The sequence below is a fragment of the Pseudomonas sp. X10 genome, assembly GCF_054889225.1.
Genome location: NZ_CM142677.1, coordinates 1,419,574 through 1,438,190, shown reverse-complemented (window position 1 = coordinate 1,438,190; position 18,617 = coordinate 1,419,574). Strand labels below are relative to the sequence as shown.

General features: G+C 63.7%; 19 protein-coding genes. 9 read left to right on the top strand and 10 right to left on the bottom strand.

The window, feature by feature from the left end; translation table 11 throughout:
* Positions 1–8: 8 nt before the first annotated feature.
* Positions 9–719, top strand: coding sequence for a DUF3108 domain-containing protein (locus ACYU03_RS06690; RefSeq protein ID WP_461889086.1), 711 nt, complete (start codon positions 9–11; stop codon positions 717–719).
* 378 nt (positions 720–1,097) lie between these two features.
* Positions 1,098–1,280 carry a hypothetical protein gene (locus tag ACYU03_RS06685; protein ID WP_461889084.1) on the top strand — a complete coding sequence of 61 codons (183 nt, stop codon included), beginning with the start codon at positions 1,098–1,100 and terminating at the stop codon, positions 1,278–1,280.
* Between the two features lie 99 nt (positions 1,281–1,379).
* Here ACYU03_RS06685 and ACYU03_RS06680 read toward each other — a convergent pair whose 3' ends face one another.
* From ACYU03_RS06680 to ACYU03_RS06650, 7 genes are all read right to left on the bottom strand, one after another.
* The gene (locus ACYU03_RS06680; protein ID WP_461889082.1) at positions 1,380–1,919 is read right to left on the bottom strand and encodes a DUF2058 domain-containing protein; all 540 of its coding nucleotides are present in this window, start codon (positions 1,917–1,919) and stop codon (positions 1,380–1,382) included.
* Positions 1,920–1,945: 26 nt separating this feature from the next.
* Complete coding sequence (gene mazG / locus ACYU03_RS06675) at positions 1,946–2,779, bottom strand: nucleoside triphosphate pyrophosphohydrolase (protein WP_461889080.1); 834 nt, start codon at positions 2,777–2,779, stop codon at positions 1,946–1,948.
* Between the two features lie 74 nt (positions 2,780–2,853).
* Positions 2,854–5,094: a GTP diphosphokinase gene (gene relA, locus ACYU03_RS06670; RefSeq protein ID WP_461889078.1), complete on the bottom strand. Its 2,241-nt coding sequence runs from the start codon at positions 5,092–5,094 to the stop codon at positions 2,854–2,856.
* A 100-nt stretch (positions 5,095–5,194) separates the two neighbouring features.
* Complete coding sequence (gene rlmD, locus ACYU03_RS06665) at positions 5,195–6,553, bottom strand: 23S rRNA (uracil(1939)-C(5))-methyltransferase RlmD (protein ID WP_461889076.1); 1,359 nt, start codon at positions 6,551–6,553, stop codon at positions 5,195–5,197.
* Positions 6,553–7,455: a cysteine synthase CysM gene (gene cysM / locus ACYU03_RS06660; protein ID WP_461889075.1), complete on the bottom strand. Its 903-nt coding sequence runs from the start codon at positions 7,453–7,455 to the stop codon at positions 6,553–6,555. Before cysM ends, rlmD begins: the two co-directional genes overlap by 1 nt.
* 118 nt (positions 7,456–7,573) lie before the next feature.
* Complete coding sequence (locus ACYU03_RS06655; protein WP_461889073.1) at positions 7,574–8,980, bottom strand: HAMP domain-containing sensor histidine kinase; 1,407 nt, start codon at positions 8,978–8,980, stop codon at positions 7,574–7,576.
* A gap of 2 nt (positions 8,981–8,982) precedes the next feature.
* Complete coding sequence (locus tag ACYU03_RS06650; protein ID WP_461889071.1) at positions 8,983–9,699, bottom strand: response regulator transcription factor; 717 nt, start codon at positions 9,697–9,699, stop codon at positions 8,983–8,985.
* A gap of 314 nt (positions 9,700–10,013) precedes the next feature.
* Between ACYU03_RS06650 and ACYU03_RS06645 the strand changes: the two genes are divergently transcribed.
* The 4 genes from ACYU03_RS06645 to ACYU03_RS06630 all read left to right on the top strand — a co-directional run bounded on the left by ACYU03_RS06645 (position 10,014) and on the right by ACYU03_RS06630 (position 14,800).
* Positions 10,014–12,767: a response regulator gene (locus tag ACYU03_RS06645; protein WP_461889069.1), complete on the top strand. Its 2,754-nt coding sequence runs from the start codon at positions 10,014–10,016 to the stop codon at positions 12,765–12,767.
* 114 nt (positions 12,768–12,881) lie between these two features.
* Positions 12,882–13,871 carry a 2-hydroxyacid dehydrogenase gene (locus ACYU03_RS06640; RefSeq protein ID WP_461889067.1) on the top strand — a complete coding sequence of 330 codons (990 nt, stop codon included), beginning with the start codon at positions 12,882–12,884 and terminating at the stop codon, positions 13,869–13,871.
* Between the two features lie 90 nt (positions 13,872–13,961).
* Positions 13,962–14,399, top strand: coding sequence for a hypothetical protein (locus ACYU03_RS06635; RefSeq protein ID WP_461889065.1), 438 nt, complete (start codon positions 13,962–13,964; stop codon positions 14,397–14,399).
* Complete coding sequence (locus tag ACYU03_RS06630; protein WP_461889063.1) at positions 14,396–14,800, top strand: META domain-containing protein; 405 nt, start codon at positions 14,396–14,398, stop codon at positions 14,798–14,800. Before ACYU03_RS06635 ends, ACYU03_RS06630 begins: the two co-directional genes overlap by 4 nt.
* Before the next feature lie 74 nt (positions 14,801–14,874).
* Here the strand turns inward: ACYU03_RS06630 and ACYU03_RS06625 are convergent, their stop codons facing one another.
* Positions 14,875–15,342, bottom strand: a complete 468-nt coding sequence (locus ACYU03_RS06625) for a peroxiredoxin family protein (protein WP_461889061.1) — start codon at positions 15,340–15,342, stop codon at positions 14,875–14,877.
* Positions 15,343–15,427: 85 nt separating this feature from the next.
* Between ACYU03_RS06625 and arsC the strand changes: the two genes are divergently transcribed.
* From arsC to ACYU03_RS06610, 3 genes are read left to right on the top strand one after another with little or no spacing between them, the layout of a single operon-like run.
* Entirely contained in the window at positions 15,428–15,781 is a 354-nt protein-coding gene (arsC, locus tag ACYU03_RS06620) for an arsenate reductase (glutaredoxin) (protein ID WP_461889060.1), read from the top strand.
* Entirely contained in the window at positions 15,778–16,383 is a 606-nt protein-coding gene (wrbA, locus tag ACYU03_RS06615) for an NAD(P)H:quinone oxidoreductase (RefSeq protein WP_461889058.1), read from the top strand. The genes arsC and wrbA overlap by 4 nt, the downstream gene beginning before the upstream one ends.
* Positions 16,376–16,789 carry a DUF2069 domain-containing protein gene (locus ACYU03_RS06610; protein WP_461889057.1) on the top strand — a complete coding sequence of 138 codons (414 nt, stop codon included), beginning with the start codon at positions 16,376–16,378 and terminating at the stop codon, positions 16,787–16,789. Before wrbA ends, ACYU03_RS06610 begins: the two co-directional genes overlap by 8 nt.
* A gap of 44 nt (positions 16,790–16,833) precedes the next feature.
* On the opposite strand, the gene ACYU03_RS06605 is transcribed toward ACYU03_RS06610, so the two are convergent.
* Complete coding sequence (locus ACYU03_RS06605) at positions 16,834–17,505, bottom strand: DNA-3-methyladenine glycosylase I (protein ID WP_461889055.1); 672 nt, start codon at positions 17,503–17,505, stop codon at positions 16,834–16,836.
* Between the two features lie 5 nt (positions 17,506–17,510).
* Positions 17,511–18,335 (bottom strand): tRNA 2-thiocytidine(32) synthetase TtcA, encoded by an 825-nt coding sequence (gene ttcA / locus ACYU03_RS06600; protein WP_461889053.1) that lies wholly within the window; start codon positions 18,333–18,335, stop codon positions 17,511–17,513.
* Positions 18,336–18,617: the final 282 nt, after the last annotated feature.

The window sequence follows — 18,617 nt, the reverse complement described above, 5'->3', positions numbered from 1 at the left end:
GAGATATTATGCGTCGCGCCCTGCTCTTGGCTCTCGCCGTGCTCGCCCTGCCTCTCCAGGCAGCTGACCTGAAGCCTTTCTCGGCCAGCTACACCGCCGACTGGAAGCAACTGCCCATGAGCGGTACCGCCCAGCGCAGCCTGGAAAAGAACGCCAATGGTACCTGGAGCCTGAACTTCAAGGCTTCGATGATGATCGCCAGCTTGACCGAGCAAAGCACCCTGAGCCTGGACAAGGACACCCTGCTGCCGCAGACCTACCACTTCGAACGTGGCGGCCTGGGCAAGGCGAAGAAAGTCGACCTGGATTTCGACTGGGACAACAAAAAGGTCACCGGCACCGACCGTGGCGATGCGATCAACCTACCGCTCAACCGCGGCGTGCTGGACAAGTCGTCCTACCAACTGGCCCTGCAGCATGACGTGGCGGCCGGCAAGAAGAGCATGACCTACCAAGTGGTCGACGGCGACGAGATCGACACCTACGACTTCCGCGTCCTCGGCACCGAGAAGGTCGCCACCAAGACTGGTCATGTGGATGCGGTCAAGGTCGAGCGCGTGCGCGACCCAAGCCAGAGCAAGCGCATCACCGAACTGTGGTTCGCCAAGGAGTGGGACTACCTGTTGGTGCAACTGCGCCAGGTCGAGACCGATGGCAAGGAATACGTGATCGTGCTGCAGGATGGCACGGTCGATGGCCGTTCGGTGAAGGGCAACTGACCCGCTGCCCTGCCCCGCTGGACCTGAGGCGTAATGCTGTTCACTTGAGCTGGAGTGCCTCCAGGTGGGGCTGCTACGCAGCCCATCGCGACACAAGGCCGCTCCCACAGAGGGCTCCTACAGAGGGCTTGCAAGTGGGAGCGGCCTTGTGTCGCGATGGGCGCGCAGCGGCCCCAAAACCATACGACAGATGTCTTAAGTGAACAGCATTACGCCTTGTGCGTGGTTCCTTTTTTTAATGGCTAGCGGGTGGGTCACCAACTTCGCGGGTTTCATGAAAGATCTTTCATGGCCAGTTTATTTACTTAGCCAGCTAACAAACTCTATAAAGAAGACCTGCGACACGGTGCCGCAGTTAACTGAAAGTGGAGTTTACAGATGACTGTCCAAGTAACTGAGCGCGACGAATCGAAACTGTCCCACGAAAGCCTGGCCTTTGGCCTGCGGATCTGGGAGGTCCACCAGCAGGGCCAACTGGTCGGCATGTTCCACAATGAACAAGAAGCCCACAACTACCGCATCGAGCTGGAATTCCTGGAAAGCCAACGCACCACGCAATAAGCCTCAAGCGTCACAAATAAAAAAGCGGATCGTGTGAACCCCACACCGATCCGCTTTTTCTTGTAGCTTGCCACTTGTAACTGGTGTCTTAACGCAGGGTTACCACATCAGGTCGTCAGGAATGACATAGGCCGCATACGGATCATCGGCATCCGGCTCCTCGACCTGGGTATTGAGCAGCAGGATGCGCTTGGGATCGCGCTCTTGGATCTTCAGCGCCGCTTCGCGCGGGATCACCTCATAGCCGCCTCCATGGGCGACGATCGCCAGGGAGCCGCTGCTCAGCTTGCTACGCATCAGGGCGTTGACGGCAATACGCTTGACCTTCTTGTCGTCGACGAAGTTGTAGTAATCCTCGGTATTGAGCTTGGGCAGGCGCGACACCTCGATCAATTGCTTGACCTGTGCGGCACGGGCCTTCTGTTCGGCCTTTTCCTGCTGTTGGCGGTTCAACTCCTGGTCGCGCTTGGCCTTCTCGGCCATGGCTTCCTTGGCCAGGCGCTGCTGGGTGTCATCGACGTCGACCTGGCCTTTTTGCTCCAGGCGCTTCTGTTTCTTTTCGGCTTTGGTGACCTGCTTGACCTGTTTCTGATTAACCAGACCGGCCTTGAGCAATTGGTCGCGAAGGGAAAGGCTCATGGGTGTTCACTCACTTATGCAACAGCTCAGCCGCAGCTGGGCAGGGTCTTTTCCTGACGTTTGGCTTCGCCCCAGAGGGCATCCAGGTCGTCGAGAGTACAATCTTCGATTGGACGTCCGCTATCACGCAATGCCTGCTCGATGAAACGGAAACGTCGCTCGAACTTGCGGTTGGCGCCGCGCAGGGCGTTTTCCGGGTCCAGCTTCAAATGCCGGGCCAAGTTGACGGTGGCGAACAACAAGTCGCCGACTTCGTCCTCCAGGGCCTGTGGGTCGCCGTCGGCCATGGCCTGCAGCACTTCGTCCAGCTCCTCGCGAACCTTATCCAGCACAGGCAGCGCATCCGGCCAGTCGAAACCGACCTGGGCCGCTCGCTTCTGCAACTTGGCAGCCCGCGACAGGGCCGGCAGTGCCGCCGGGACATCGTCGAGCAGCGACAGTTGCTCGGGCACGCTCTTCTGCGCGCGCTCCTCGGCCTTGATCTCTTCCCAGCGCTGCTTGACCTGGGCCTCGTTCAGGCTGGGGGTGTCCAGCGGCGCATGGAGGTCGCCGGTAGGGAAAACATGCGGATGACGGCGGATCAGTTTGCGGGTGATGGCATCGACCACACCGGCAAACTCGAAACGCCCCTCCTCCCGCGCCAGCTGGCTGTAGTAGACCACCTGGAACAACAGGTCACCCAGCTCGCCCTGCAGGTGCTCGAAGTCGCCACGCTCGATGGTGTCGGCGACTTCGTAGGCTTCCTCGAGGGTATGCGGAACGATGCTCGCGTAGTCCTGCTCGAGGTCCCAGGGGCAGCCATGTTGCGGATGGCGCAAGCGGGCCATGAGGTAGAGCAGGTCGTCGAGGGTATAGGTCATGGATCAATCCTTCTGACGCGGGCCAAGCCCGCTCCTCAGGCTGCGGAAGCTGGCTTGCCTCGCGATCTGCGTGCTCAGGGCGTGCGGTTGCGCCGCGTCTCGATGATGTTCGGCAACTGCGAGATCCTGCCCAACAGGCGTCCCAGCGCGTCCAACCCCGGAATCTCTATGGTCAGCGACATCAGCGCAGTGTTGTCATCCTTGTTCGAACGGGTGTTGACCGCCAGCACGTTGATCTTCTCGTTGAGTAGCACCTGCGACACATCGCGCAGCAAACCTGGACGGTCGTAGGCGCGGATGATGATGTCGACCGGGTAGGTCTGCACCGGCACCGGGCCCCAACTGACCTGGATGATCCGCTCCGGCTCACGACCAGCCAGTTGCAGCACCGAGGCGCAGTCCTGGCGGTGGATGGTCACGCCGCGGCCCTGGGTGATGTAGCCGACGATGGCATCGCCCGGCAGCGGCTGGCAGCAACCGGCCATCTGCGTGAGCAGGTTGCCGACGCCCTGGATCTGGATGTCGCCGCGCTTGCCCGGCTTGTAGCCAGTGGCCTTGCGCGGCACCAGTTCGACTTCTTCCTTGCGCTCGGGCTCGAGCAACTGCTGGGCGGCGTTGACCAGGTGCGCCAAGCGCAGGTCGCCAGCGCCGAGGGCGGCGAACATGTCTTCGGCCGTCTTGAGGTTGGCCTTCTCCGAAAGACGCTCGAAGTCCACCTGAGGCAGGCCCAAACGGCTCAGCTCACGCTCGATCAAGGTCTTGCCGGCGGCGACGTTCTGGTCGCGCGCCTGCAGCTTGAACCAGTGGACGATCTTCGCTCGCGCCCGCGAGGTGGTGACATAGCCCAGGTTCGAGTTCAGCCAGTCGCGGCTCGGACTGCCGTGCTTGCTGGTGATGATCTCGACCTGCTCGCCAGTCTGCAGGCTGTAGTTGAGCGGCACGATACGCCCGTTGATCTTGGCGCCCCGGCAATTATGGCCGATCTCGGTGTGCACGCGGTAGGCGAAGTCCAGTGGCGTGGCGCCCTTGGGCAGGTCGATGGCGTGGCCATCCGGGGTGAACACGTAGACCCGGTCTGGCTCGATGTCGACCCGCAGTTGTTCGGCCAGGCCACCGATATCGCCCAGCTCCTCGTGCCACTCCAGCACCTGGCGCAGCCAGGAGATCTTCTCTTCGTAATGGTTGGAGCTGGACTTGACGTCGGTGCCCTTGTAGCGCCAGTGGGCGCAGACGCCAAGCTCGGCTTCCTCGTGCATGGCATGGGTGCGGATCTGTACTTCCAGCACCTTGCCCTCAGGGCCGATCACCGCCGTGTGCAGGGAGCGGTAGCCGTTCTCCTTGGGGTTGGCGATGTAGTCGTCGAACTCCTTGGGAATGTGCCGCCACAGGGTGTGAACGATGCCCAGCGCGGTGTAGCAGTCGCGCATCTCCGGCACCAGCACGCGCACCGCGCGCACGTCATAGATCTGGCTGAACTCCAGGCCCTTGCGCTGCATCTTGCGCCAGATCGAATAGATATGCTTCGCCCGACCACTGATATCGGCATTGACGCCGGTGGCCAGCAACTCGTTCTGCAGTTGGTTCATGACGTCGCTGATGAAGCGTTCGCGGTCCAGGCGGCGCTCATGCAGCAACTTGGCGATCTGCTTGTATTGGTCCGGTTCGAGGTAGCGGAAAGACAGGTCTTCCAGCTCCCATTTGATATGACCAATGCCCAGGCGGTGCGCCAGTGGCGCGTAGATGTCGAACACTTCGCGGGCCACGCGCAGGCGCTTTTCGTCATCGGCGGACTTGACCGCACGGATGGCGCAGGTGCGCTCGGCGAGCTTGATCAGGGCCACGCGCACGTCGTCGACCATGGCCACCAGCATCTTGCGCAGGTTCTCGACCTGCGCCTGGGAGCCCAGCACCAACGACTGGCGGGGGCTGAGGCTGGCGCTGATGGCCGCCATGCGCAGCACGCCGTCGATCAGCTTGGAGACCACCGGGCCGAACCGCTGGCCAACCTCGGCCAGGGTTACCTTGCCTTCACGCACGGCGCGATAGATCACCGCCGCCACCAGGGAGTCCTGGTCGAGCTTGAGGTCAGCGAGGATTTCTGCGATTTCCAGGCCGGCCTGGAAACTGGAGGTGCCATCGGCCCAGGAATGCTTGGCCGGGTTGCCTTTTTTCTCGACTTCCTGGGCGAACTCGCAAGCCGCCTTGAGCGCCTCGCGGTCCAGCGCCAGGTCGACGCTTACCACATGATCCAGCCATGCTTCGAGATTGATACTGCCGTCGTTGTTGACCGGCTGGTGCACTCTCACCTGTACCATCTTTGTCTACCTTCCCCTACAGCGCACCCCAAGGTGCGCTGGCTATCACCGATGCCGCCCCGGCCGGACCCTGGGAGCCGCACCACACGCGCCAGCCACGCTAGCCCGCTTCGAATAACGCCATGGCCTCGACATGCGCCGTCTGAGGAAACATGTCGAGAATCCCGGCCCTTTTTAACCGGTAACCCTGACCGGCCAGCACCTGCGCGTCCCGCGCCAGCGTAGCCGGGTTGCACGATACGTAGACCACCCGCCTGGCACCCAGGCGGGCAATGTGTTGCACCACCTCGAAGGCACCGTCGCGCGGTGGATCCAAGAGTACCGCAGAAAAGCCCTCGGCGGCCCATTCGGCACCTGCCAATGGCTGCGATAAATCGGCCTGAAAAAACCGGGCGTTATGCACATTGTTGTCCCGGGCATTGGCCGCCGCCCGGTCGACCATAGCCTGCACGCCTTCCACTGCCACCACTTCACGCACCCGCCCAGCCAGCGGCAAGGCGAAGTTGCCCAGGCCGCAGAACAGGTCCAGGACGCGCTCGTCCGCCTGCGGCGCCAGCCAGGCCAGCGCCTGCTCGATCATGGCCTGGTTGACCCGGGCGTTGACCTGGACGAAGTCTCCCGGCCGCCAAGCCAACTCAAGCCCCCAAGGCTCAAGGGCAAAGCCCAGCGCCAACCCAGCCTCGAGCGGTGCCGGCGCGCCCTCGCCCTGAAGCCACAACTGAGCGCCTGCTTCGTTGCAGAACGCCTGCAAGCGCGCCAGGTCATCGACGGGCAATGACGCAGTGTGCCGCACCAGCACCGCTTCGGCGGTTCCGCTGAACAGTTCGACATGCCCCAGCGCCTGCGGCTTGCTCAAGCTACGCAGGAGCGTCGGCAGATGACGCATGATCGATTGCAAGGGCTGTACCAGCACCGGGCAATCCTCGATGGCGACGATGTCCTGGCTGGCTTCGGCGCGAAACCCCACGTCCAACTGGCGCGCCTTGGCATCCCAGCGCACTGCCACCCTTGCCCGACGCCGGTAGCCGAATTCAGGGCCGGCCAGCGGCGCCGCCCATTCTTCCGGCAACACCCCGGCGACCCGTTGCAGTTGCTCGGCCAGCAAGCGCTGTTTGAGCGCCAATTGCTCGGCATGGGGCAAGTGCTGCAGGTTGCAGCCGCCGCAGCGGTCGTAATGCTTGCAAGGCGCCTCGCGCCGGCTCGGGCTGGCCTGCAGGACCCGCTCCAGGCGGGCCTCGACCACCTTGCCACGGGCGTTGAGCACCCGCGCCTCGACCGCCTCGCCGGCCAGCGCGCCGCTGACGAACCAAGTGCGCCCATCATGAAAGGCGATCCCGCGCCCATCACCGGAAAGCCGTTCGATATCCAGGCGCTGTTTCTTGCCGACCGGAACCTGTGGCGCGCGGTTGCCACCAGCCGGCTGGAAGCGCAGGCCGCTGTTGCGTTTTTGTCTGGACATCAGGGCGCGGCGTCGAACAGGCCAGTCGACAGGTAACGGTCACCACGGTCGCAGATGATCGCCACCATCACGGCGTTTTCCACTTCCCGCGACAGACGCAGCATGGCCGCCACCGCACCACCGGAAGACACGCCGCAGAAAATGCCCTCTTCGCGGGCAAGGCGGCGGGTGGTGGCCTCAGCCTCTTCCTGGGACATGTCGACCACGCGGTCGACCCGCTCGGCCTCGAAGATCTTCGGCAGGTACTCGTGCGGCCAGCGGCGGATGCCCGGGATGGCCGAGCCTTCCATCGGCTGCAGGCCGACGATCTGCACTGCCGGGTTCTGCTCCTTGAGGTAGCGCGAGCAGCCCATGATGGTTCCCGTGGTGCCCATGGAACTGATGAAATGGGTGATGTTGCCCTGGGTCTGTTGCCAGATCTCCGGGCCAGTGCTCACGTAATGCGCTTCGGGGTTGTCGCCGTTGCCGAACTGGTCGAGCACCAGGCCGCGGCCTTCGGCCTGCAGCTTCTCGGCCAGATCGCGAGCCCCCTCCATCCCCTCTTCCTTGCTGACCAGGATCAGCTCGGCGCCGTAGGCGGTCATCGCCGACTTGCGCTCGGCGGTGGAGTTGTCCGGCATGATCAGGATCATCTTGTAACCCTTGATCGCCGCCGCCATGGCCAGGGCGATGCCGGTGTTGCCCGACGTGGCCTCGATGAGGGTGTCGCCCGGCGTGATCTGGCCGCGCAGTTCGGCGCGGGTGATCATCGACAGGGCCGGGCGGTCCTTGACCGAGCCCGCAGGGTTGTTGCCTTCGAGCTTGAGCAGGAGCGTGTTGCTGGTTTCGCCGGCGATACGCTGCAGGCGAACCAGAGGGGTGTTGCCGACGCAATCGGCGATGGTGGGGTACTGCAGGGTCATGGCGTCTTTCGCAATCCGAACGGCAGGGGCGACTATCATACCGGCAAACTTTCCCCGGCCATATCACGCAATGTGCGGGGTTTATAGCTGCAAGCTATAAGCCTCAAGTTGCAAGTGGTCAGCACTGCCGGGCTCCCCCCTCATGCGCCTCACTGGTGGCTTGCAGCTTGCCACTGGCCGCTACGGCATGGGCCGGCAGGCGCATGCACAGCCGTAGGCCGCTTGGGCCGTTTTCTGCCCAAAGGGTCCCGCCCTGGCGCTGGATGGCGCTGCGGGCAATGCTCAGCCCGAGGCCAAATCCACCGTCGCCAGGCCGCGAACCGTCGAGCCGGGAGAACGGTGCGAAAATGCGCTCCAGGTCAGCCTCAGCCACACCGCCGCCCTGATCCTCCAGGCACACCCGCCAGTAGCCGCCTTCGCGATACCCGTCCAGGCGGACCAGGCCCCCGTCCGGCGAATGACGGATGGCATTGCGCAGCATGTTCTCCAGGGCCTGGGCCAGGAGGTTGAGGTTACCCTGCACCCAGCAGGTCGCCGGCAACTCACAACGCAGTCGCTCAGGGAACCAGCCGCTTTCATAGCAGGCATCCTCGGCGAGCATGTCCCACAGCGCCTGGAACTGGATGGGCTCCAGGTTCATCGGCGTGCGTTCGGCATCCTGCCAGGCCAACTGCAAGGCATCCTCGACCAACTGCTGCATGCAGTCCACCTCACGTCCCAGGCGCTCACGCAACCGGGCAATGTCGTTTTCACTGTCGCAGGCCACGCGCAAGCGGCTCAGTGGCGTACGCATCTCGTGGGACAGATCGCGTAGCAGTTGCTGCTGCAGGGCCACGGTATCCTGCAGACGCTCAGCCATCTGGTCGAAGGCCCGCGCCAGCTCGCCCAGTTCGTCATGGCGACTGATCGTCCGGTGGTCCAGCCGCGCCGACAGCTGGTCGGCACGCCAGGCATTGGCCTGTTCGCGCAGTTGGTTCAAGGGCACGATCAGCATGCGGTACAGGCCCACGCACAGCAGCAGGGTGAACAGCCCCGGGATGATGCCGTTGGTGACGATCCGCCAGAACAGGCGATATTCGCCGGGCGTCATGCGCTGAGGCAACTCGATGACCAACATGCCGACGGCGGGGTCGCCGGGAAACGGCAAGCGCAACCAGGGCTGGCCTACGCTACGCCGACTCATCGGCCAGTCGAGGCCGCGCAGTCGAGTGAGGTGCTGCAATTCTTCGCTGTTGAGGGTGACGCTGCCCAACGGTCGCAACTCGCCATCGAGTACCCCCGCCCAGCCCGACTCGCGCTGGCGCATGCCCGCCAGCCAGCGGTCAACGCCGGCCTGCCCGCCCGTGACCCAGGCCTGCTCGGCCTCGGCGGCGTAACCTCGCAGGACGCTCCTGGCCGACTCGGAGAGAAAGGCGTTCTGGGTGTCCATATGCCGGCCCCAGGTGTAACTCAGGCCGATCATCAACAGGCAGAAGCCCACCAGGAGGATGGCCAGCTTCCAGAACAGAGAATGTCGGTCGAGCACGCTCAGTCCGCCTCGCCGGCGCTGAGCACGTAGCCCTTGCCCCAGACCGTGCGGATCTGCTGTTCCAGGTAACCGATGGCCTTGAGCTTGCGGCGGATCTGGCTGACGTGCATGTCCAGGCTGCGGTCATGCCGGGCATAGCCACGCTGCAATACTTGCTGGTAAAGAAAGGCCTTGCTCAGCACCTCGTCCTGGCTGCGGCGCAAGGTGTCGAGCAAACGAAACTCGCTGGGAGTCAGCCCGGCCCATCGGTCGCCGAGGCGGACATCACTGGCCTGCTCGTCATAACGCAGTTGGCCCGGCTCCTGTTCCGCAGGTGCCTGGAAACGCCGTTCCAAGGCTACGCGGCGGAGGATCGCCTCGATGCGCACCTGCAACTCGGCCATGCTGAAAGGCTTGGGCAGGTAGTCGTCGGCACCGCGCTGGAAACCGGTGATGCGATCGGCCTCGGCGCCCAGCGCCGACATCAGGATCACCGGCGTGGCGCTGCGCTTGCGCAACCGCGCCAACGCATCCAAGCCGTTGAGGCCGGGTAACAGGATATCCAGCAGCACCACATCGAAGGCCCGCCGACCAGCCACTTCCAGCCCTTCCAGGCCATTGCGGCACCAGGTCACCTGGAAGCCGCCGCGTTGCAGTTCCTTGTGCAGGTAAGCCCCGAGGACCGGGTCGTCCTCGATGGCAAGAATGTTGGATGTGTGGATAGCGACGGGATTCATTGGCGGCTGCTAGCGATTCTCAATTACGAGATTATTGAGCAATCGGTGCCAACAGGCAACCGGACATCGACCAACGCGACCGTTTTCCCAGGCCTCGCCCCGTGGCAGCGGGCCTGTCCCACAATAATGCCGGCCCGGAGGGATCGCATCAGGGTGCAAGCCCGCTCCGTCCATCATCACATGCCCCCAGGGATCGAACAAAAACAGATACAAATGAGTGCATTACCGCAGCAGGCGGAGTAATTTTCCGAGTGGGTCCGTGCGCAAAGCGGCGGAAGCTCAGGCGCTTGCCTGGCACATGACAGGAGACAGGTGTGCTCGATCGATTGGGAATCAGAAGCCGTGTATTGCTGCTGGCCTTGCTGCCAGCCGGCATGATGGCGCTGGTGCTGGGCAGCTATTTCACCTGGTTGCAGCAGAACGAACTGCAGACCCAATTGCTGCAACGCGGCAAGATGATTGCCGAACAACTAGCCCCCTGGCCGCGCCCTCTGGCCCGCCATAGCCCGGCCCAGTTGGAACGCATTGCCGCCCAGGCCCTGGAACAGACCGATGTGCGCGCCGTGGCCTTCCTCAACCCGGACCGCTCCCGCCTGGCTCACTCAGGCCCGAGCATGCTCAACCAGCCGCCCAGCGGCGGCAGCGGCACGCAACTGCTGCAGCGCACCGGCAACGATGCCACACGCTACCTGATGCCTGTGTTCGGCCATCACCGCGACCTGGCCGCAGACGCCGTGCCGGCCGAGGCCGAGCGGCTGCTGGGCTGGGTGGAAATCGAACTGTCCCATGACGGCACCTTGCTGCGCGGCTACCGCAACCTGTTCACCAGCCTGTTGCTGATCCTGGTCTGCCTGAGCCTCACCGCCCTCCTCGCCTTGCGCATGAGCCGCACCATCAACGGCCCCATCAGCCAGATCAAGCACGCGGTCAACCAGCTCAAAGACGGCAACCTGGAAGAACGCCTGCCAGCGATGGGCAGCCATGAGTTGGATGAACTGGCGGCCGGCATCAACCGCATGGCCGAGACACTGCACAACGCCCACGAAGAGCTCCAGCACAGCATCGACCAAGCCACCGAAGACGTGCGCCAGAACCTGGAGACCATCGAGATCCAGAACATCGAGCTGGACATGGCGCGCAAGGAGGCCCTGGAGGCCAGCCGGATCAAGTCCGAGTTCCTGGCCAACATGAGCCACGAAATCCGCACCCCGCTCAACGGCATCCTCGGTTTCACCCACTTGCTGCAAAAGAGCGAGCTGAGCCCACGCCAGCTCGACTATCTGGGCACCATCGAGAAGTCCGCCGACAACCTGCTGGGGATCATCAACGAGATCCTCGACTTCTCCAAGATCGAGGCCGGCAAGCTGGTGCTCGACAGCATCCCCTTCAACTTGCGCGACCTGATCCAGGACACCCTGACCATCCTCGCCCCGGCCGCCCACGCCAAGCAGTTGGAGCTGGTCAGCCTGGTCTACCGCGATACCCCACTGTCGCTGATCGGCGACCCGCTGCGCCTCAAGCAGATCCTGACCAACCTGGTGAGCAACGCCATCAAGTTCACCCGCGAAGGCACCATCGTTGCCCGCGCCATGCTCGAAGAAGAGCACGAAGACAGCGTGCAACTGCGCATCAGTGTCCAGGACACCGGCATCGGTCTCTCGCCCCAGGATGTGCGCACTCTGTTCCAGGCCTTCAGCCAGGCCGACAACTCGCTGTCGCGCCAGCCCGGCGGCACCGGCCTGGGCCTGGTGATCTCCAAGCGCCTGATCGAGCAGATGGGCGGCGAGATCGGCGTCGACAGCATGCCGGGCGAAGGCTCGCAATTCTGGATCAGCCTCAACCTGCCCAAGGCCCATGACGATGCCGAGGAGCGGCCGATCCAGGCGCTGCTCGGCCGCCGGGTCGCCATCGTCGACGCCCATGAGTTGGCGCGCCAGGCCCTGGAGCACCAACTCGAAGACTGCGGTCTGAGCGTCAGCCTGTTCTCCTCCTTCGACCACCTGCTGCACGCCGTGGAGGCTGCCAGCCAAGCCGGCCATCCCTTCGAGTTCGCCGTGCTTGGCGCCAACCTGGGCAACCTCTCGCCGGAACAGCTGGGCCAGTACAACCAGCAACTCGAACACCTGGGCTGCCAGGCCGTGGTGCTGTGCCCGACCACCGAGCAGGCGCTGTACCACCCTTACCTGCCCAATGCCCACGGCCAGTTGCTGTCCAAGCCGACCTGCACCCGCAAGCTGCGCCGCCTGCTGCTGGAGCTGGTGCAGCCACGGCGCCCGAGCGTGGAAAGCCGGGGCAATGACAACCAGCGCATGCCGAAGATCCTCTGCGTCGACGACAACCCAGCCAACCTGCTGTTGGTACAGACCCTGCTCGAAGGCCTGGGCGCCGAAGTGCATGCGGTCGACAGTGGCTATGCAGCGGTCCAGGCCGTGCAGGATGAACCGTTCGACCTGGTGCTGATGGATGTACAGATGCCTGGCATGGACGGCCGTGCCTGCACCGAACAGATCCGCCAGTGGGAAAGCAGCCAGAGCGGTGCCCCGCTACCCATCGTCGCCCTGACGGCCCATGCCATGGCCAACGAAAAGCGCGCGCTGCTGCACAGCGGCATGGACGACTACCTGACCAAGCCCATCAGCGAGCGCCAACTGGCCCAGGTGGTGATGAAATGGACAGGCATGAGCCTGGACACGCCACAGCAGGACCGCCCAGCCGAGCGCCTGCCCGACAGCAGCGAGCTCAAGGTTCTCGACCCCGAAGAGGGCCTGCGCCTGGCGGCGGGCAAACCGGACCTGGCCGCCGACATGCTGGCCATGTTGCTGGCTTCGCTGGAAGCCGACCGCGAGGCCATCCGCGCCGCCCGCGAAGCGCCTGACCGCAATGCCTTGATCGAACGCGTCCACCGCCTCAACGGCGCTTCCCGCTATTGCGGCGTCCCGCAGTTGCGCGCGGCCTGCCAGCGCAGCGAGACCCTACTCAAACAGGACCTTCCGCAGGCCCAGCAAGCCCTCGATGAACTGGATCGGGCCATCGCCCGCCTCGCCGCTCAGGCGCGCCTGAGCGCTTGAGCCGGCCCAGCCCACGACTCTCGCGGCCGGCAACACCGGGCCTTGCGCCCCTTCGCCCAGCCCCTGGGCTAAGGCCGCTGGCTACACTAAAGGCTCCCTCGAAAGGAAATCACCATGCGCGTATTGTTCTTCAGCAGCCAGCACTACGATCAGGAAAGCTTCACCCGCGCCCCGGCCGCACCGGGCCTGGAGCTGCACTTCCAGTCCGCCCGCCTGACCGCTGACACCGCTGCCCTGGCCACCGGCCACGAGGTGGTGTGCGCTTTCATCAACGACGAACTGGACGCCCAGGTGCTGGAGCGCCTGGCCAGTGGCGGCACGCGCCTGATCGCCCTGCGCTCGGCCGGTTATAACCATGTCGACCTGAATGCCGCCCAACGCCTGGGGCTGGCTGTGGTACGGGTGCCGGACTATTCGCCGCATGCCGTGGCCGAGCACGCCGTAGCCTTGATCCTGGCCTTGAACCGCCGTCTGCACCGCGCCTACAACCGCACCCGCGAAGGCGACTTTACCTTGCACGGGCTGACTGGCTTCGATCTACACGGCAAGACCGTCGGTGTGATCGGCACCGGCCAGATCGGCGCCGCTTTCGCCCGTATCATGGCTGGCTTCGGTTGCCAGTTGCTGGCCTATGACCCCTTCCCCAACCCGGAGCTGCTTGCCCTCGGCGCCCGCTACCTGGAATTGCCGGAGCTGTTGCGCCAGTCACGGATCATCAGCCTGCACTGCCCCCTGACCGAACACACTCGCCACCTGATCAATGCCAGCAGCCTGGCCGAGCTGCAGCCCGGTGCGATGCTCATCAATACCGGGCGTGGGGCGTTGGTCGATACGCCAGCGCTGATCGAGGCGCTCAAGAGCGGCCAGTTGGGCTACCTGGGCCTGGACGTCTATGAAGAAGAGGCACAGCTGTTTTTCGAGGACCGCTCCGACCTGCCACTGCAAGATGATGTCCTGGCGCGCCTGCTGACCTTCCCCAACGTGATCGTCACCGCCCACCAAGCCTTCCTGACCCATGAAGCCCTCGCCGCCATCGCCGAGACCACGCTGGACAACATCATCCGCTGGGCAGCCGGGCATCCGCAGAATCTGGTCGAGGGCTGATGCCTGGGCCCACTGACGTGTTTATTCGCAACCGCGCCGGTGAATAAAACATCAGCAGCCCCTAGAATACGCGGCAAATTTGGAGGACCCATGGTCGAACACGATTTCCGCTACACCCTATTCAACCCGCAACACACTCTGATCGAATGCCGCGCGCTAGTGCCTGGACGCTACCAGGTCACTGGCAATGGCGGCTCGATCCAGAAAGACGACGTCCTGCTGGTCACCCTCAAAGGCAGCAAGGACCTGTCCATGCGCCTGACCGTGGAAAGCGTGCGCCACCTGATCAACCCCCGCGGCCAATGGGTTGCGGTGGCCAGTGGGCCGGTTTTCGGCGAGCTGGAGATCCTGAACTGGCAGGTGAAGTGCGATGGTTGCCAGGCCAGCCTGGACTTCGAGTTCGCGGTGGATGCCAAGCTGGGCAACAAAGCCCGGCAACCAGCAGCCAGCGCGCGTATAGCCGAACTGGGCTGGGCCAGCCGTGACGGCCAGCACCTGTGCCCGCGTTGCCAGGAGAGCGCCCAGTGAAAACCCTGCTGCTTGGCGCATTGACCGCCACAGGCCTGCTCGGCTGCGCCGCCGAGCCGGTGAAGCTGGAACAGGAGCGCAGCTACGTGCTGGAGTGGATCGGTGAGCGCCCGCTGATCGACTACAGCCACCTGACCCTGACCCTCGCCGCCGATGGCCGCGCCTATGGCAACGCTGGCTGCAACCACTGGTTCGCGCCCTACACCCTGGAGGGCGACCAGCTGAGCTTCGGCAAGGTCGGCAAGACCCGCAAGCTCTGCGCACCGGCCCTGATGGAGCAGGAACAGCGCTTCCTCCAGGCCCTGGAGACCGTGCAACGCTGGGATATTTCGCCGATCGAGCAGGTGCGCTTCTGGCCAGCCGAAGGCAAGCCACTGCGGTTCTGGCCTGAGGAAGGTTAAAAGCAGCTTCGAGCTATAAGCTTCAAGCGGCAAGAAAGAGCAGCCTGTGCAGCCCTGCTGCTTTTACTTGTCGCTTATAGCTTGCCGCTCAATGCCTTGATCTTCTCTTGCAGGCCTTCGAGGGTCTGCTCCCCCATCAGTTGCTCACGCACCTTGCCCTTGTCATCGATGATGTAGGTCACCGGCAATGCCTCGCTGCGCGGCAAGTCATAGCGCTCGGCCGGGTCCTGGGCCAATACCGTGAAGCCGATGCCCAGGGCTTCGCTGGCCTGCTTCAGGTCTTCGCCCTGCAGACCGTCGAAGTTCACCCCGACCACCTTGATGCCCTGCTCCTGCCATTGCTTGGCTGCGGCGTTCAGTTCCGGGATTTCCGTACGGCACGGGCCACACCATTCGGCCCAGTAGTTGAGCACCAGCCAGTGCCCATCGATCTGTTCGGCTTTTACCGTGTTGCCATGCTGGTCCACGCCGTAGTCCGCACCGCAACCACCGAGCAACAGACTCGCGGTGATGGCCAGTACTGCTGCCAAACGCCTTGCCATGGGTCAATCCTTCTCGAAGTTTCAAGCAAAATACGCAGTCGCTGCGGTTAGAATAGCCGCCACACCCAGCTGGATGCGACCCGTCATGACTGATCTGACCCTCTATCATAACCCGCGCTGCTCGAAATCCCGTGGCGCCCTGGAACTGCTCGAAGCCCGTGGCCTGGCACCGACCGTGGTGCGCTACCTGGAGACACCGCCCGACGCCGCCACCCTCAAGGCCCTGCTCGGCAAGCTGGGCATCGCCCCGCGCCAGTTGCTGCGCACGGGCGAAGACGAATACAAGGCTCTGGAGCTGGCTAACCCGGCGCTGAGCGATGAGCAACTGATCGATGCCATGACCCAGCACCCCAAGCTGATCGAGCGGCCGATCCTTGTCGCCGGCGATAAGGCGGTGATCGGCCGGCCACCTGAGAAGGTGCTGGAGATCCTGCCGTGAGCACCCCTTATATTCTGGTGCTCTACTACAGCCGCCACGGTTCGACCAGCGAGATGGCCCGGCAGATCGCCCGTGGCGTCGAGATGGCCGGCCTGGAAGCACGCCTGCGCACTGTGCCGGCGATCTCCACCGAGTGCGAAGCCGTAGCCCCGGACATTCCGCTCACCGGCGCGCTCTATGCCACCCTCGACGACCTGCGCCACTGCTCAGGCCTGGCCTTGGGTAGCCCGACCCGTTTCGGCAACATGGCCGCGCCCCTGAAGTACTTCGTCGACAACACCAGCAGCCTGTGGCTCGGTGGCGAGCTGGTCGGCAAGCCGGCGGCAGCCTTCACCTCCACGGCCAGCCTGCACGGTGGCCAGGAGTCGACCCTGCTGTCCATGCTGCTGCCGCTGATGCACCACGGCATGCTGGTCATGGGCCTTCCCTACAGCGAGTCGGCGCTGCTCGAGACCCGCGGCGGCGGTACGCCCTATGGCGCCAGCCACCACGCCGGCGCTGACGGCAAGCGTGACTTGGATGCCGACGAGATCGCCTTGTGCCGCGCCCTGGGGCAACGCCTGGCGAACACTGCCAAGGCCCTGGAGAGCAGCCGTGGCTAGAAAGCCGAAGGTGCTGCCACCATTGGCGTGGCTGGTTCCGCGCATGCGCCTGACCCGGGCCCTGAGCCTGGCGTTCTTCTTCGGCCTGATCGCCCTGCTGACGGCCAACAACCTGTGGTTCGCCAACCTGCATGGCGCCCGGGTCGAGGTGATCCTGGCCATCGAGCTGATCCCGCTGCTCCTGCTGTTGCCCGGCATGCTGCGGAGCAGCGCCCGGGCGCATGCCTGGACCTGCTTCGTGGTGAACATCTACTTCATCAAAGGCGTGCTGGCCGCGTTCGACCCCGGCCGGGCCGTGTTTGGCTGGCTGGAGGTGCTGATCAGCCTGGGGTTGTTTATCAGCGCGCTGCTGTATGTGCGCTGGCGCTTCCAGTATGAGCGGCGGATGGCCGGAGAAGGGGCGTGATCGACGCAGCCTGATTTTGCGCCGCTGCGCCCCTAGGCTCTCCCTTAGTGATTGACGGTATGCGCCAGCATCACCGACAGCTGGCACAGCGACCGGCCACTTTCTTCATGCCACTGGTTGAACGCCTGCTGCACCAGCGCCAGGTCGCGCTGGCTGGTCGGGGCCTTGTCGATGATGCCCTGGGCGATCAGCGCCGCGCTCATGTCATCGGTGGGGATGAAGGTGTCCTTGCCGACCATTCGCAAAAACCGCGGCGCAGACAAACCGCCCAACTGGTTGCCATGCTTGGCCAGGTACTTCCATAGGCCGACGATGTCGGTCACTGGCCAGTCGGCGATAAAGGCGCCGAAACTGCCCTTTTCCTTCTGCACGTCAAGGATCATCTGCGCATTGCACGGCACACTCTTGAGCTTGCCCAGGTGACGGATCAGGCGCGTGTCCTGCATCAGCCGCTCCAAGTGCTCGGCGCCCATCAGCACCACCTTCTCCGGATCGAAGCCGAAGAACACCTGCTCGAACGCCGGCCACTTGGCATCCACTAGGCTGTGCTTGAGCCCGGCGCGGAACACGCGCAGGGCCAGGGTCGAAAGGTAGCGGTCATCGCCGATGGCGCGCAGTTGTGCCGGGGTCTTCGCCTGCGGCAGGAAGGCCTCGAGGGCCGCCGCCGAGCCGAAGCGGTTCAGGCAGTATTCATACAGCCACTGGTAATCGCGCATGCCGGTCAGATGTTCAGTACGTCGAGGAAGCGCGGGGTAGCGCTCTCATCGATCTTCAGGCTGCCGAAGTCGAACAGGTTGCGGTCGGCCAACTGCGACGGCACTACGTTCTGCAGGCCACGGAAGATGTTCTCGGTACGCCCAGGGTGCTTGCGCTCCCATTCAACGAGCATCTCCTTGACCACCTGGCGTTGCAGGTTCTCCTGCGAACCACAGAGGTTGCACGGGATGATCGGGAATTCCTTCATGTCCGAGTAGGCCTGGATGTCCTTCTCGCTGCAGTAGGCCAGTGGGCGGATCACCACGTTGCGTCCGTCGTCGGCGCGCAGCTTGGGCGGCATGGCCTTGAGGGTGCCGTTGAAGAACATGTTGAGGAAGAAGGTCTCGACGATGTCATCGCGGTGATGACCCAAGGCCATCTTGGTCGCGCCGATCTCGTCGGCGAAGGTGTAGAGCGTGCCACGGCGCAGGCGCGAACACAGCGAGCAAGTGGTCTTGCCTTCGGGGATCAGCTCCTTGACCACCGAGTAGGTGTCCTTCTCGACGATGTGGTACTCGACGCCGAGGGTTTCCAGGTAGGCCGGCAACACGTGCTCGGGGAAGCCAGGCTGCTTCTGGTCCATGTTCACCGCGACGATATCGAACTTGATCGGCGCCACTTTCTGCAGGTGCAGCAGAACATCGAGCATGGTGTAGCTGTCCTTGCCACCGGACAGGCAGACCATGACCTTGTCACCGTCCTCGATCATGTTGAAGTCGGTGATGGCTTCGCCGGCGAGACGCCGCAGGCGTTTTTGCAGTTTGTTCTGGTTGACCGAAAGGGTGCCCATAGCGCTTGGATCCGCGAGGTGTGACAAAAGCGGACTATTTTACGCATAAACCGTGCGCGGGCGTAGGGTCTGCTGTCGTTTCATTCGCGCAGGCCTTCAGCGAGTGGAACCAATAGCAGGCCTCGCCGAAGGCGATAAGACTGCAAGGGAATCAGCCTGCTCCTTGACAGCGCAATTTGCTCTAAAAAGCCGGTTTTATGCCGCCATCTGCTTCCTATACTGCGACATAAGGCCACATTACCGTACCTTCGGCGCTGGCCTCGACTTCGGGACGCATGCGCT

Excerpts from the sequence above, each read along its gene's own strand:
- ACYU03_RS06650 (WP_461889071.1), bottom strand. The coding sequence starts at position 9,699 with ATGAATCCCGTCGCTATCCACACATCCAACATTCTTGCCATCGAGGAC.
- ACYU03_RS06605 (WP_461889055.1), bottom strand. The coding sequence starts at position 17,505 with ATGCGCGATTACCAGTGGCTGTATGAATACTGCCTGAACCGCTTCGGC.
- ACYU03_RS06625 (WP_461889061.1), bottom strand. The coding sequence starts at position 15,342 with ATGGCAAGGCGTTTGGCAGCAGTACTGGCCATCACCGCGAGTCTGTTG.
- cysM (WP_461889075.1), bottom strand. The coding sequence starts at position 7,455 with ATGACCCTGCAGTACCCCACCATCGCCGATTGCGTCGGCAACACCCCT.
- ACYU03_RS06690 (WP_461889086.1), top strand. The coding sequence starts at position 9 with ATGCGTCGCGCCCTGCTCTTGGCTCTCGCCGTGCTCGCCCTGCCTCTC.
- ACYU03_RS06685 (WP_461889084.1), top strand. The coding sequence starts at position 1,098 with ATGACTGTCCAAGTAACTGAGCGCGACGAATCGAAACTGTCCCACGAA.
- ttcA (WP_461889053.1), bottom strand. The coding sequence starts at position 18,335 with ATGGGCACCCTTTCGGTCAACCAGAACAAACTGCAAAAACGCCTGCGG.
- mazG (WP_461889080.1), bottom strand. The coding sequence starts at position 2,779 with ATGACCTATACCCTCGACGACCTGCTCTACCTCATGGCCCGCTTGCGC.
- ACYU03_RS06635 (WP_461889065.1), top strand. The coding sequence starts at position 13,962 with ATGGTCGAACACGATTTCCGCTACACCCTATTCAACCCGCAACACACT.
- arsC (WP_461889060.1), top strand. The coding sequence starts at position 15,428 with ATGACTGATCTGACCCTCTATCATAACCCGCGCTGCTCGAAATCCCGT.
- rlmD (WP_461889076.1), bottom strand. The coding sequence starts at position 6,553 with ATGTCCAGACAAAAACGCAACAGCGGCCTGCGCTTCCAGCCGGCTGGT.
- ACYU03_RS06680 (WP_461889082.1), bottom strand. The coding sequence starts at position 1,919 with ATGAGCCTTTCCCTTCGCGACCAATTGCTCAAGGCCGGTCTGGTTAAT.
- relA (WP_461889078.1), bottom strand. The coding sequence starts at position 5,094 with ATGGTACAGGTGAGAGTGCACCAGCCGGTCAACAACGACGGCAGTATC.
- ACYU03_RS06640 (WP_461889067.1), top strand. The coding sequence starts at position 12,882 with ATGCGCGTATTGTTCTTCAGCAGCCAGCACTACGATCAGGAAAGCTTC.